Below are 13402 nucleotides of genomic sequence, written 5' to 3'. Positions count from 1 at the left end.
GTTGGGCCTCAACCCTTTAACGCACCGGCAGTGAGGCCGGAAACGATGCGGCGCTGGAAGATCAGCACCAGAATCACCAATGGGACCGTGACCAGCACCGACGCCGCCATCAACAAGCCCCAAGGCAATTCATGAGGGCTGCCGCCGGAAATCAGCGCGATGGCGACCGGGACCGTGCGTTGCGAGTCGGTCAGGGTGAAGGTCAGGGCAAACAGGAATTCGTTCCAGGCGGCAATGAAGGCCAGAAGCCCCGTGGTGACCAGTGCCGGCCAGAGCAACGGCAACAGCACGCGGGTCAGCGTGACCCAGGGTGACGCACCGTCCATGATCGCGGCCTCTTCCAGCTCATGAGGCAGCTGTCCCATAAAGGTGGTCAGCACCCAGACGGTGAAGGGCAAAGTGAAGATCGTGTAGCTCAGGATCAACGCCCAGGACGTGTTGTACAGGCCCAGGGCACGTATCACTTCGAACAATCCCGACAGCACCGCGACTTGTGGAAACATCGAGACGCCCAGGACCATCATCAACACCACGCCGCGTCCGCGAAACTTCACCCGGCCCAGGGCATAGGCGGCGGTCAGGCTGAGGAGCAACGCCAGCGCGACCACGCACAGCGCAACCACCAGCGAGTTGCCGATGGCCCGCAGGAACGAGGCCTGGCCCAGCACGGCGGCATAGTTGGAGAAGTCGGGGTTGTCGATCCAGTAGCTCACCTGGAACAAGGCGCTGGACGGCTTCAGCGACGTCACGATGGCGTAGTAGAACGGGAAGACCGCGTACAGCAGCAAGATCCCGATCAGGCACCAGAACCCGGCGCGCAGCAGGGCCTTTTTCAGCAGGCGCGGGCTCATGAACGAACCTCCAGCTGACGGCGTCCGAGGTACAGGTACGCCATGGCGATTACCGCCACGACCAGAAACAGCAAGGTCGAAGCGGCGCTGCCGTAACCGACGTCCTGGAATTCCACCAGGTGCTGACGGGCATAGACCGACATGCTCATGGTGCTCGATGAGTTCGAGGTCAGCACATAGATGACGTCGAACACCCGCAAGGAATCGAGGATGCGAAAGATCGCCGCCACCAGCAATGCCGGCATCAGCAGTGGCAGGGTGACCCACCAGAACACTTTCACCGGGTGAATGCCATCGACCCTGGCGGCTTCGTAGCAGTCGCTGGGCAACATCTGCAAGGCCGCCAACATCAGCAGCGTGACGAAAGGCACGGTCTTCCAGACGTCGACGATGATCACTGCCCACATCGACAGGTCCGCGTCGGCTGTCCAGGCCAGTGGCGCATCGATCAGGCCGAGGCCGAGCATCAGGTGATTGATGATGCCGAACTGGTCGTTGAGCATCCATGACCAGATTTTCGCCGAGACGATGGTCGGGATTGCCCAGGGGATCAGGATCAACGCCCGCACCAGCGCGCGTCCAGTGAACTTGACGTTCAGCAGCAACGCCACCATCAGCCCCAGTACGATTTCCAATCCCACTGACACCACGGTGAAATGCAGGGTGTTGCGCACCGCGTTCCACCACTGCGGATCGACCAGGATGCCGGACCAGCCCGCGCTGCTGTGAAACAGATAATTGCTCAAGCCGACAAAGGTTGCATCGCCCGTGTCGGCCAGGCTGGCGTCGGTCAGGCTGAACCAGAATGTGCGCAGCAGCGGCCAGGCCGCCACCAGGGCCAGGCATAGCAACATCGGGCTCAGGAACAGCCAGGCGGCGCGAACGCGACGGCGTTGTACCGGCGTTTCCCGATTGAGCAGGTACTCGTCGTCGCCGGGGGCGAGTGTAGTGGAGACAGACATGGTGATTTCCTTCCTTGTGGCTTACCAGTTCCGGCGTTTGATGCGCGTGAGTTCGCTTTCCAGTTCGGCCAACGCCTGATCGACCGGCCGTTCGTCTGCCAGCACGCCGTGCACTTGATCGAAGAAAGCATTGGAGACCCGTGGATAGCGGTCGGCGGTGATTGAAGCAGGGCGCATGACCCCATCATTGAGGATGCTGCGCAGTTGGCTGTAGTACGGCATGGCCGCGAGCAACTCGGGATCCTGGTATAGCGACTCGATCACCGGGTTGTAGGCACCCACCAGGGCGCGGTGTTTCTGTTGTTGGGCGCTGCTCAGGTAGCTCACCAGTTCTGCGGCGAGCTTGGGGTTGGCGCTGTAGCGCGACACCGCCAGGCCCCAGCCGCCGAGGGTGGACGCATGGGTGCCCGTCTCGCCGCCGCGGGGCAGGGGAGCGACGCCGACCTTGTCCTTCACGACGCTGTCCTGGCTTTGCACCAGGGCCCAGACATAAGGCCAGTTACGCATGAACAACGCATTGCCCGACTGGAAGACGCCGCGTCCTTCTTCCTCGGTGTAATTGAGTACGCCACGCGGGGAGATGTCTCCCACCCAGCTTTTGGCCAGGGTCAATGCGGCCCTTGAGGCCTGGCTGTTGACCACGATGTCGCCTTGCTGATTGACCAGCCCGCCTTGCGGCTGGCTGCTGATCCATTCCAGTGCGTTACACGTCAGGCCTTCGTAGGCGCGCCCTTGGAATACATAACCCCAGGCATTGGCGTTCCCGGCAGCGCGTTCGGCCTGCTGGACAGCCCTGGCAGTCGTGGTCATTTCTTCCCAGGTCTGGGGCACGGGCTTGTTGTACTTCTCGAGCAGGTCCTTGCGGTAATACAGCAACCCCGAGTCCGTGAACCACGGCATGGTCACCAGGCGCCCGTTCACCGTAGCGTTGTCCACCTGGGCCTGGAAGTAACCCTGGGTTGCGTTGGCGGGAAGCACCTCGCGCAGGTCCATCAAGTGCTTGGCCAGCATTCCCGGCCACACCATGTCGATCTGGATGATGTCGATGTCGCTGGATTGCGCACTGAGGATCTGTTGGTAGAACGACAACCGCTCGGTCGCCGAGTTAGGCGTGGAAACCACTTCGACGCTGTTGCCGGTCTGCTTCGACCACGCCTCGACGGCCTCCTTGCACAGTTGCAATTCAGCACCCACGGCACCGCAGGAAATCGTCAGGCTGGCGGCTGTGGAGAGGGATGGAAACCCGACGCACAGGCCGAGCAGTGCCGCTGGAAGGATCGATTTGAGCTGTTTCATAAAGCCCTCTTTATTTTTGTTTTTAGAAAAGTTAACGTTAACATCGCCAAATGTAGCAGTGTATTTGCGATGAGGCATCCTTTTTTTCCTTTGGTTTGACAATTCAGAACCTGGGCGAAAAAGGCCGGTCGCGGCAACAGAACAATAAAAACAAAACAGGGAAAATCCACATGCAGAAAGCATCAAGCTGGCTACTCGCAGGCGTGCTCGGCGCCGCGGCGACCACGTCTCAGGCCGCGACTCTGGAAGAGCGAATGGCCGCTTTCGAGGCCCGTGCCAGCGCAGCGGAAAAACGCGCAGCCGCCGCCGAACAGCAAACCCAGGCACTCGCCAGGGAGTTGCAGCAACTCAAACTCGCCACGCCCGCCGTGCAACCGGTGGCATCCGCCGCTACGGTCCCCACGCTCGACGCTCGCCTGGCAAAACTCGAAGCCAGCCAGCAAAGCACGCAGAAACAGGGCAGTGGCGCACACCTTACCGACGGCTTCAGCTTCAAGGGCTACGCCCGCTCCGGGCTGCTGATCAATGATGGATTGGGCGGTGGTCGTGGCGGTCCGTACACCACTCCGGCCGGTTCTGTGGGTGGCGCGGTCGGGCGACTCGGCAACGAAGACGACACCTACATGCGCATCGACCTGTCGAAAGAGCAGTACGCGCAGAACGGCACCCACTCCAAGTTCACGGTTTCCATCGCCGATGGTGTGGAGAGCTCCAACGACTGGACCGCCGATGAAAGCAACCTGAACGTGCGCCAGGTGTTTACTGAACTCGATCACCTCGCGGCATTCAAGGGCAACTCGATGTTCGAAAACTCCACCCTGTGGGCCGGCAAGCGCTTCGACAGGGACAATTTCGACATCCACTGGCTGGACTCCGACGTTATCTATCTGGCCGGCACCGGTGGCGGTATCTACGATATACAGATGAGCAAGAACTGGCGCTCGAACTACTCATTGATCGGTCGCAACTACGGCGATTTCAGTGAGGGCGGCGTCAATGCCGATGTGGAAAGTTACATCCTGACGTCCAACCAGTTTTTCGACGGTGGGCAGTGGCAGTGGATGTTCAACGCCATCGGCTCGAAGAAAAACGACTTTGCTACCCGCACCAACGAAGCGGGGCTGACGCCGGCCGATTCCGGCTTGCACAGCATGATCGCCAATCACCAGAAAAACTTTTTCGGCCGCGAAGGCTTCTTCAAGACGGCGCTGCTCTATGGGCAGGGGTTGGGGGCCGAGGTCAAGAACGTTGGCTCGGATGGCGAACTGATCGACGACGCCCGCGCTGTGCGCCTGGCGCTGTACGGCGAAACGCCCTTGGCGTCCGACTGGCGCATTGGCCCGAGCCTGCTGGCTGAGCAAAGCAAGGACCGCTACGTCAAGGGCGACGATTACCGTTGGATGACCCTGAACGTGCGGTTGGCCAATGAAATCAACAGCAATTTCGAGATGGCCTACGAGATGAGCTGGCAAACCATGAAGCTGGACCCCAAGGGCTACCTGCAACGCAATGCGGTTGACGGCAACTTCTGGAAATTCACGGTCGCCCCGACCTTCAAGCCCGACCTGGGCGATCTGCTCACGCGTCCTGAGCTGCGCCTGTTCGCCAGCGTCATGAACTGGTCGTCGGACCTGGACAGGTACAGCACCACGGACTCCTTCGGCAAGACTGACTTCAACGCCGGCGGTGTCTGGCAGTACGGCATCCAGATGGAAACCTGGTTCTGATGCCAGTCAGTTGAAACGTGTGGAGCAAGCCCGCTCCCACAGGTCATCCGGTTCACTCAGGAAAAACGATGGACCTGTGGCGAGGGAGCTTGCTCCCGCTGGGTCGCGAAGCGGCCCCAAAACCTGCCAAGTGCGGAGCATCAGACACACCGCACCCACCGGTTCACGACTGCTTCGCAGCCGAGCGGGAGCAAGCTCCCTCGCCACCGCTTTTGCGATTAGCGCGCATGCCAGCCCAACTGACTTGAGATCTGTTGGGTGGCTTGCATCAGTTGCTTGACGTAGTCCTGCTTCAACTCTTCCCTGAAGCGAAAGCACGGAAATGAAACGCTCATCCCGCCGATCACATGGCCAAAACGGTCGCGGATCGGTGCCGCGAGACAACGCATGTTGTCCTCGAACTCTTCATGGTCCTCGGCATAGCCTTGCTGGCGAACGGTCTCCAGTTCCTGCAGATACGCTTGGGCACTGGTCAAGGTATTGGCCGTGCGACGCTCGAAGCTTTCCTGTGCCAAGTGCGCCAGCAACTCCTCTTCTTCAAGCCAGGCCATCAGCACCTTGCCGATACCGGTGCAGTACAACGGCGCCCGCCGGCCGATCCGCGAGTACATGCGCAGGTTGTACTTGGAGTCGATCTTGTGCACGTAGACGATGCTGCCTTCGTCGAGAATCCCCAGGTGGACGGTCTCGCCGGTCAGCTCGTTGATCCGCCGCATGCCCGGCTCCGCTTCCCGGACGATGTCCAGGTGGGGCAGGGCCTGGGCGCCCAGTTCGAACAGCCGGACGCTGAGGCGATAGCGATCCTCGGCGTCCTGTACCACATACCCACGGGCCTTGAGCGACTGCAAAAAGCGATAAACCGTGGCCTTGGACATGTCCAGTTTGGTGGCGATTTCCGAGACGCCGCTTTCTTCCGGATGCTCGGCCAGGGCCTCGAGTACGGCCATGGTCCGGCCCACCGCCGACACCAGATCGTTGTTGGGAATAACGCTGTTGTCCATGAAGGCTCCAACGTGAAAGTAAAACCCAAGGATATACGCAAGCAGAACAAAACGCTGTTTCATTTTTACTTGACGAGGCGGCAAATCTGACTAGACTCGGGCCTTGAGATAAAAATGAAACGCCGTTTTAAAAACAAGAAAGGCGCGCTGATTATGGATGTAATGCTTAACCATGGCCCGCAAACCCGCTTCCGCCGCCCGCTGAAGGTGGCGTTGGTGGGGGAATGCATGATCGAGATGCGCGGTGAACCGGGCGCCGCGATCATGCAGACCTTCGGTGGCGATACGCTCAACACTGCGGTCTACCTGGCCCGATTGAATTTGCCTGGCGCAGTGGCCGTGGACTACATGACGGCCGTGGGCAGCGACGCGTTCAGCCTTGCCATGCGCCGGTCCTGGCTGGGCGAAGGGATTGGTGATGCCCATGTCCGCGTGATCGAAGACGCGCTGCCGGGGCTGTATTTCATCCAGACCGATCCCCACGGCGAGCGGCGTTTCCTTTATTGGCGCGGGGAAGCGGCGGCGCGGCGCATGTTCGAGGGCCCCGAGGCAGAGGCCATGCTCGCTGCACTGGCCGATTACGACTACGTCTACCTGAGCGGCATTAGCCTGGCGATCCTCACGCCAGAAGGGCGCCAACGCCTGATCCAGGCCTTGCACTTGGCGCGCCGAGCCGGCACGCGCATCGTTTTCGACAACAACTACCGACCCCACCTCTGGCCCGATCCTGAAACCGCGCGGCAGGCCTACCGCGATCTGTTGCAGCTGACCGACCTGGCCCTGGTCACTTGGGAAGATGACGCGACCCTGTTCGGCTATCGCGACGCGGAGGCCTTGTTCAATGCCTACGCCCAGGCGGGAATACGCGAAGTGGCCCTCAAGCGCGGTGCCGCCAGTTGCTTGATCCAGTGCCCGACAGGGCGTTTCGAAGTACCCGCGCAAATCGTTACCCATGTCATCGACACCACCGCTGCCGGTGATTCGTTCAACGCCGCCTACCTGGCCTGCCGCCTGCGCGGCGGCGATCCAGAGCAAGCCGCCCGCTGGGGCCATCGCCTGGCTGCCCAGGTCGTCCAGTACCGGGGGGCGCTGATTCCCCAAGCGGCGATGCCGAACATGGGCACGTCCTCACTCCCTTCTGTTGCACAGGTCTGACTTTATGAAAATTGTTGAAGCGCGCGTCATCGTGACCTGCCCGGGTCGTAACCTGGTCACCTTGAAAATCGTCACCGATGAAGGCCTCTATGGCATTGGCGATGCGACGTTGAATGGCCGCGAACTGGCGGTGGTCGCTTATCTGGAGGAACACGTACTGCCTGCGTTGATCGGCCGGGATGCCCACCGCATCGAGGATATCTGGCAGTACCTGTATCGCGGTGCGTACTGGCGCCGGGGGCCGGTGACCATGACCGCCATTGCCGCCGTCGACGTGGCGCTCTGGGATATCAAGGCCAAGGCTGCGAACATGCCGTTGTACCAGTTGCTCGGTGGCAGGAGCCGCGAGCGGGTGATGGTCTATGGGCACGCCACCGGCAAGGACATCGAAGGGTGCCTGGACGAAGTCGCCCGTCACGTCGAGCTGGGCTACAAAGCCGTGCGGGTGCAATGCGGCGTGCCCGGCATTGCCACCACCTACGGCGTCGCCAAGCGCAGCGGTGAGCGTTATGAACCGGCCGACAGCGACCTGCCCGCCGAACACGTCTGGGACACCGCCAAATACCTCAACTACGTCCCCAAGCTGTTCGCCGCCGTGCGCGAACGCTTTGGCGACGACCTGCATATTCTCCACGACGTGCACCACCGCCTCACGCCGATCGAAGCGGGGCGCCTGGGCAAGGCCGTGGAGCCGTACAACCTGTTCTGGCTTGAAGACTGCACGCCGGCCGAAAACCAGCAGAGCTTTCGCCTGATCCGCCAGCACACCACCACGCCGTTGGCCGTTGGCGAGGTGTTCAACTCCATCCATGACTGCCGCGAGTTGATCCAGGAACAATTGATCGACTACATCCGCACGACGCTGGTGCATGCCGGCGGCATTACCCATGTGCGCCGTATTGCCGATTTTGCCGCGCTGTTCCAGGTGCGCACGGGTTTTCACGGCGCCACCGACCTGTCGCCGGTGTGCATGGGCGCGGCCCTGCATTTCGATACCTGGGTGCCCAACTTCGGCATTCAGGAACACATGCCTCACGAAGACCGCATTGATGAAGTCTTCCCTCATGCCTATCGCTTCGAGGACGGCCACTTCACGCCGGGCGAAACCCCGGGGCATGGCGTCGACATTGATGAAGACCTTGCCCGGCAATACCCGTACAAGCGCGCCAGCCTGCCGGTCAACCGTCTTGAAGATGGCACGTTGTGGCATTGGTGAAACGGTTTTAACCCTTTGAGCAAACGGGGCGAATGTCCCGTCAGGAGTGACCCGATGAAAGCGTTCCAGGTAAGAGCACCCTTCGAGTTCGGGCTGGCCCAGGTCGACCGGCCCCAGCTCGCCCATGGCGAGGTCCAGGTCGATGTGGCTTACGCCGGCATCTGTGGCTCGGACATGCACATCATTCATGGGCAGAACGCATTCGTGCGTTTCCCCCGTGTCACCGGCCATGAGTTTTCCGGCGTAGTCCGGCAAGTCGGCGAGGGCGTCGAACACCTGCAAGTGGGTGACCGGGTGTGCGTCGATCCGGTGATCAGTTGCGGCACCTGTTACCCCTGTCGGATTGGCCGACCGAATGTCTGCACCCGGCTGCAAGTGATCGGCGTGCACCGCGACGGTGGCTTCAGCGAGCAGGTCTGCGTACCGGCCGAGAATGCCCACCGCTTGCCCGATTCGATGTCCCTCAGCCACGGCGCCCTGGTCGAGCCGTATTCCATTGCCCTGAACGTGCTCGATCGGATGCAGCCCCATCCGGGCGACAGCGTGCTGATCTATGGCGCCGGGGTGATCGGCCTGACCCTGGTGCAGATGGCCCGGGCGCTGGGATTGACCGACATCACCGTGACCGATGTCATCGACAGCCGCCTGGAGACGGCGCGTGCCCTGGGCGCCAGCCGAACCCTCAACGGCCAGCAAGTCGACGTCGAGACCACGATGCGTGAATTGACTCAGGGTGAAGGCGTGCCGTTGATTGTCGATGCCGCCTGCATTCCAGCACTCATGCCGCAGATGGTGCGCCTGGCTTCGCCGGCCGGACGCATCGGGTTGCTGGGCTTCAATGCCACGCCCAGTGATCTGGTGCAGTTGGAAATGATCAAGAAGGAACTCACGTTGGTGGGCTCGCGGCTCAATAACCGCAAGTTCCCGCGGGTGATCGAACTGATCGCCAGTGGCAAGTTGCGGGTCCAGGACCTGATCAGCCATCGCGTCAGCTTCGACGAAATGCCCGGCGCCATCGACCTGATCGAAAAACATCCCGAGCAAACCCGAAAAGTGCTGGTGGAACTGACGAACGCCCATCCCTGAGCTGTCGGCACCACCGGCTTCATCGTGCCTGTCATGGGCACCCTCACCGAATAAACACAACAAGCGGGAGGTTCCACCATGTTTGGTCAAGGACGTAGCTTAATCATCATCATGCTGTTCCTGGCCGGGGTCATCAATTACCTCGACCGATCAGCATTGTCTGTGGCGGCACCTTTCATCCAGAAGGACTACGGTCTGAGTACGGGTGAGATGGGCATGATCTTCAGCAGTTTTTTCGTCGGCTATGCGGCCTTCAACTTCATCGGTGGCTGGGCCGCTGACCGTTACGGCGCCAAGACCACGTTGCTGCTGGCCATGGTCCTGTGGTCGCTGTTCAGCGGCCTCACCGTGTTGACGGTGGGCTTCGCCTCGCTGGTGCTCATCCGGATCCTGTTCGGCATGGGCGAAGGACCGCTGAGCGTGACCACCAGTAAAATGGTGAACAACTGGTACGCCCCCAAGCACAGGGCGCGGGCGCTTGGTACGTCGATGTCCGGCACGCCGCTGGGCGGGGCGATTTCCGGTCCGGTGGTGGGCTTTATCGCCGTCACCTACGGTTGGAAAATCTCGTTCATTATCATCATGCTGATCGGCCTGATCTGGGCGGCGGTGTGGTTCAAGTTCGTCAAGGAACGGCCCGAAGGCGAGGGCGCCGAAGATATTCTCCGAGCCGAGGGGCAGAGCGAGCTGGCGGCACAACCGGTGTTCCCTTTGCGGTTCTACCTCAAGCAGCCGACGGTGCTGTTCACCTCCTTGGCGTTTTTTTCCTATAACTACACCTTGTTCTTCTTCCTGACCTGGTTCCCCAGCTACCTGACCATGGCCCACGGCTTGAACGTCAAGGACATGAGCATCGCCACGGTCATTCCCTGGGTGCTGGGTTTCCTCGGCCTGGCCTTGGGCGGTTTCATCTCCGACTTCGTGTTCAAGAAAACCGGAAAGATGATGTTCTCCCGCAAAGTGGTGCTGGTGACCTGCCTGCTGGCCTGCGCCGTTTGCATCGCCTGTGCCGGGATGGTCAAGACCCTGTATCCGGCGGTCATCCTCGTCGCCTTGGCGGTGTTCTTCCTGTACCTCACTGGCGCCATCTACTGGGCGATCATCCAGGACACCGTTCCGGCGGCGCGGGTGGGCGGCGTCAGCGGTTTCATGCACTTCCTGGCGAACACCTCGGGCATTGTCGGCCCGACCCTGACGGGGTTCCTGGTGCAGTTCACCGGTTCGTTCACCAGTGCATTCCTGCTGGCGGGGCTGCTGACTGTGATCGGTGCCGTGTGTGTGGCGCGCTACGTTAAACCGCTGTCGGTGGCGGATACCGGCAACGCGGCGGCACAGAGCCCGCAGCCCGTTTCGGCCCTGGGCCGTTCCTGAACAGAAGGAGTGAGTCGATGCCTGTTGTGAAACGTGTACCTTGCACCGGCACTGCGACGCAGATCGGTATCGTGCACCTGGGCCTGGGCGCGTTTCATCGCGCGCACCAGGCGGTCTACCTGCAACGCCACCTCAATCGCCATGGCGAAAGTGACTGGGGATTATGCAGTGCCAACCTGCGCTCCAACCGCACCTTGGTCGAGCAATTGCGCGAGCAGGACGGCCGCTACCATGTGGCCGAGTACCGCGACCGCGAGCAAGTGACGCTGCGTGAAATCGGGGTGCTGCGCCAGGCCTTGTATGTGGGCGAGGGTGGTGATGAGCTGGAGCAGTTGCTGCAGCGCATGGCCGCGCCGCAAACGCGCATCGTCACGCTCACCGTCACCGAAAAAGGCTACTGCCTGAGCCCTTCCTCCGGGCAGTTGCGCCGCGAAGATCCGACGATTGCCCATGACATCGCGCATCCACAAACGCCGCGCTCGGCCCCCGGCATTGTCCTTGAGGCCTTGCGTCGCCGTCGCGCGGCAGGCATCCCGGCCTTCACCGTGTTGTGCTGCGACAACATGCCTGACAACGGCCAGCGCACCCGCCAGGCGGTCAGTGCCTTGGCGGCGTTGCAGGATGAGGCGTTGGCGCATTGGGTCGAGCAACAGGTGGCGTTTCCCAGTTGCATGGTCGATCGCATCGTGCCGGCCATGGACGACGAGTCCTTCCGTCGACTGGAGCAACAACTGGACTGCCACGACCGTGCGGCAGTGGTCTGTGAACGTTTCAGCCAGTGGGTGATCGAGGATCACTTTCCCCTCGGCCGCCCGGACTGGGAAGTGGAGGGCGTGCAGATGGTCGACGATGTACGCCCCTTTGAAACCATGAAGCTGCGCATGCTCAATGGCAGCCATTCATTGCTGGCCTACGTGGGGTTGCTGGCCGGCCATGAGTCGGTCTTCGAGGCTGTCCGCGACGTGAAGCTGGCGCGCCTCATCGAGCGTTACATGGCCGAGGAAGCCGCACCCACCCTGGACATGCCGGCCGGTATCGATCTTTCGGTGTATGCCCACGACCTGCGGGTGCGCTTTGCCAACGACAGCTTGCAACATCGCTTGCGTCAGATCGCCATGGACGGCTCGCAGAAGCTGCCGCAACGCTGGTTGCTTGGCGCGCAGCAATTGCTCGACCAGGGGCGCGGCATCGACTGTACGGCGCTGGGGATCGCGGCATGGATCCACTACTGCACGCAGCCGTTGCCTGGTCGTCCGGCGCATGTGGTCGACGACCCACTGAGCGCAACCCTTGCCGATCTTGCGGGACGATTCGAGGGCGCATCGCGGGTAGACGCCGTTCTCGACCTGTACGAAGTCTTCCCACCGCAGCTCTCGGCTCGCGCAGTATTTCGCGACGCGGTGCACCGCGCCTACGGCGCCCTGACGCGCGATGGCGTGGATAGCCTGTTGCATACCCTTACCGCATCCAACTGATAAAAAGGAGAAGAACATGGAACAGACATGGCGTTGGTTTGGCCCCAAAGATTCGATTTCCCTGGCGGACATTCGCCAGACCGGTGCGACCGGCATCGTCACCGCGCTGCACGAGATTCCCAATGGCCAGGTATGGCCGGTAGACGCCATTGCGGCGCGCAAGCAGATGATCGAAGCGGCCGGCCTGAGCTGGTCAGTGGTGGAAAGCATTCCGGTGCACGAAGACATCAAGCGCGGCTGCGGGCGGCGTGACGAGTACATCGCCAACTACCAGCAAAGCGTGCGCAACCTGGCGAGCTGCGGCATCGATATCGTCTGCTACAACTTCATGCCGGTGCTGGACTGGACCCGAACCGATTTGTCTTTTGAGCTGGCGGATGGCGGCTGGGCCTTGCGTTTCGATCAAACCGCGTTTGCCGCCTTCGACCTGTTCATCCTTCAGCGCCCAGGCGCGCAGAGCGAATACAGCGCCGAGGACATCCAGCAGGCCAAGGCCTATTTCGAACAACTGACGCCGGCCCGGCGTGAAACCTTGGTCAATACCCTGATTGCTGGCTTGCCCGGTGCCGAGGAGCATTACAGTCTGGACAACCTGCGTGACTTGCTGCGTACCTACGCCGACATCGACGAGGCCAGGTTGCGTGAACACCTGGGGTATTTCTTGCGCGCGGTGATCCCGGTGGCAGAGGAGGTGGGTGTGCGCATGGCGATCCACCCGGACGACCCGCCCCGGGCGTTGCTCGGCTTGCCACGCATCCTCTCCACTGCCGAAGACGCCCAGTGGCTGCTGGACGCGGCTCCAAGCCCGGCCAATGGCCTGACGTTCTGCACCGGCTCCTATGGCGTGCGTGAAGACAACGACCTGGTGGCGATGGCCAAGCACTTTGCGCCGTTCATCTACTTCACCCACCTGCGCTCAACCCGCCGGGAAACCGACCCACGCAGCTTCCATGAAGCCCATCACCTGGACGGTGATGTCGACATGGTCGGGGTCATCGCTGCCCTGGTGGCTGAAGAGTGCCGGCGTGAGCGCGAAGGCGGCCCGCGCTTGCCGCTGCGTCCCGACCACGGGCATCAACTGCTGGACGATCAACAGCGCAAAAGCAATCCCGGCTACTCACTGATCGGCCGCCTCAAGGGCCTGGCCGAAATCCGCGGCGTGGAACTGGCGGTACGCCAACAACTGAGTCAAGTATCGCACTGACCCCGTGGTGAGGGAGCAAGCTCCCTCGCCACAAAAGCCAAACCGCTGGTATTGATCG

At 61.5% G+C, this 13402-nt stretch carries 11 protein-coding genes; 7 read left to right on the top strand and 4 right to left on the bottom strand.

Annotated elements, in window-relative coordinates; genetic code table 11:
* Positions 1 to 8 precede the first annotated feature (8 nt).
* The 3 genes from V7773_RS10990 to V7773_RS10980 are packed head-to-tail and all read right to left on the bottom strand — an operon-like array spanning position 9 to position 3109.
* Positions 9 to 851, bottom strand: coding sequence for a carbohydrate ABC transporter permease (locus V7773_RS10990; protein WP_063321670.1), 843 nt, complete (start codon positions 849 to 851; stop codon positions 9 to 11).
* Positions 848 to 1813, bottom strand: coding sequence for a carbohydrate ABC transporter permease (locus V7773_RS10985; protein ID WP_063321669.1), 966 nt, complete (start codon positions 1811 to 1813; stop codon positions 848 to 850). Before V7773_RS10985 ends, V7773_RS10990 begins: the two co-directional genes overlap by 4 nt.
* A 21-nt stretch (positions 1814 to 1834) precedes the next feature.
* Positions 1835 to 3109, bottom strand: coding sequence for an ABC transporter substrate-binding protein (locus V7773_RS10980; protein ID WP_336073375.1), 1275 nt, complete (start codon positions 3107 to 3109; stop codon positions 1835 to 1837).
* Positions 3110 to 3279: 170 nt separating this feature from the next.
* On the opposite strand from V7773_RS10980, the gene V7773_RS10975 reads away from it, so the two are divergent.
* Positions 3280 to 4836 (top strand): carbohydrate porin, encoded by a 1557-nt coding sequence (locus V7773_RS10975; protein ID WP_336073373.1) that lies wholly within the window; start codon positions 3280 to 3282, stop codon positions 4834 to 4836.
* A 218-nt stretch (positions 4837 to 5054) separates the two neighbouring features.
* Here the strand turns inward: V7773_RS10975 and kdgR are convergent, their stop codons facing one another.
* The gene (gene kdgR / locus V7773_RS10970; protein WP_336073372.1) at positions 5055 to 5837 is read right to left on the bottom strand and encodes a DNA-binding transcriptional regulator KdgR; all 783 of its coding nucleotides are present in this window, start codon (positions 5835 to 5837) and stop codon (positions 5055 to 5057) included.
* A 153-nt stretch (positions 5838 to 5990) separates the two neighbouring features.
* Between kdgR and V7773_RS10965 the strand changes: the two genes are divergently transcribed.
* The 6 genes from V7773_RS10965 to uxuA all read left to right on the top strand — a co-directional run bounded on the left by V7773_RS10965 (position 5991) and on the right by uxuA (position 13344).
* Entirely contained in the window at positions 5991 to 6992 is a 1002-nt protein-coding gene (locus tag V7773_RS10965) for a sugar kinase (protein ID WP_336073491.1), read from the top strand.
* 4 nt (positions 6993 to 6996) lie between these two features.
* The gene (gene manD / locus V7773_RS10960; protein ID WP_181286460.1) at positions 6997 to 8208 is read left to right on the top strand and encodes a D-mannonate dehydratase ManD; all 1212 of its coding nucleotides are present in this window, start codon (positions 6997 to 6999) and stop codon (positions 8206 to 8208) included.
* Between the two features lie 54 nt (positions 8209 to 8262).
* Positions 8263 to 9294, top strand: a complete 1032-nt coding sequence (locus V7773_RS10955; protein ID WP_336073371.1) for a Zn-dependent oxidoreductase — start codon at positions 8263 to 8265, stop codon at positions 9292 to 9294.
* Positions 9295 to 9372: 78 nt separating this feature from the next.
* Complete coding sequence (locus V7773_RS10950; protein ID WP_336073370.1) at positions 9373 to 10665, top strand: MFS transporter; 1293 nt, start codon at positions 9373 to 9375, stop codon at positions 10663 to 10665.
* Positions 10666 to 10682: 17 nt separating this feature from the next.
* Complete coding sequence (locus tag V7773_RS10945; RefSeq protein ID WP_336073369.1) at positions 10683 to 12140, top strand: mannitol dehydrogenase family protein; 1458 nt, start codon at positions 10683 to 10685, stop codon at positions 12138 to 12140.
* A 16-nt stretch (positions 12141 to 12156) separates the two neighbouring features.
* Complete coding sequence (gene uxuA / locus V7773_RS10940; protein ID WP_336073368.1) at positions 12157 to 13344, top strand: mannonate dehydratase; 1188 nt, start codon at positions 12157 to 12159, stop codon at positions 13342 to 13344.
* Positions 13345 to 13402: the final 58 nt, after the last annotated feature.

The organism is Pseudomonas sp. 3JA (assembly GCF_036961705.1).
Taxonomy (GTDB): Bacteria; Pseudomonadota; Gammaproteobacteria; order Pseudomonadales; family Pseudomonadaceae; genus Aquipseudomonas; species Aquipseudomonas fluorescens_Q.
This window is presented reverse-complemented; position numbering and strand designations above follow the sequence as displayed.

Bases quoted from the DNA above. Each gene is read 5' to 3' on its own strand.
- V7773_RS10950 (WP_336073370.1), top strand. From the start codon at position 9,373: ATGTTTGGTCAAGGACGTAGCTTAATCATCATCATGCTGTTCCTGGCC.
- kdgR (WP_336073372.1), bottom strand. From the start codon at position 5,837: ATGGACAACAGCGTTATTCCCAACAACGATCTGGTGTCGGCGGTGGGC.
- uxuA (WP_336073368.1), top strand. From the start codon at position 12,157: ATGGAACAGACATGGCGTTGGTTTGGCCCCAAAGATTCGATTTCCCTG.
- V7773_RS10975 (WP_336073373.1), top strand. From the start codon at position 3,280: ATGCAGAAAGCATCAAGCTGGCTACTCGCAGGCGTGCTCGGCGCCGCG.
- V7773_RS10985 (WP_063321669.1), bottom strand. From the start codon at position 1,813: ATGTCTGTCTCCACTACACTCGCCCCCGGCGACGACGAGTACCTGCTC.
- V7773_RS10965 (WP_336073491.1), top strand. From the start codon at position 5,991: ATGGATGTAATGCTTAACCATGGCCCGCAAACCCGCTTCCGCCGCCCG.
- manD (WP_181286460.1), top strand. From the start codon at position 6,997: ATGAAAATTGTTGAAGCGCGCGTCATCGTGACCTGCCCGGGTCGTAAC.
- V7773_RS10980 (WP_336073375.1), bottom strand. From the start codon at position 3,109: ATGAAACAGCTCAAATCGATCCTTCCAGCGGCACTGCTCGGCCTGTGC.
- V7773_RS10945 (WP_336073369.1), top strand. From the start codon at position 10,683: ATGCCTGTTGTGAAACGTGTACCTTGCACCGGCACTGCGACGCAGATC.
- V7773_RS10990 (WP_063321670.1), bottom strand. From the start codon at position 851: ATGAGCCCGCGCCTGCTGAAAAAGGCCCTGCTGCGCGCCGGGTTCTGG.
- V7773_RS10955 (WP_336073371.1), top strand. From the start codon at position 8,263: ATGAAAGCGTTCCAGGTAAGAGCACCCTTCGAGTTCGGGCTGGCCCAG.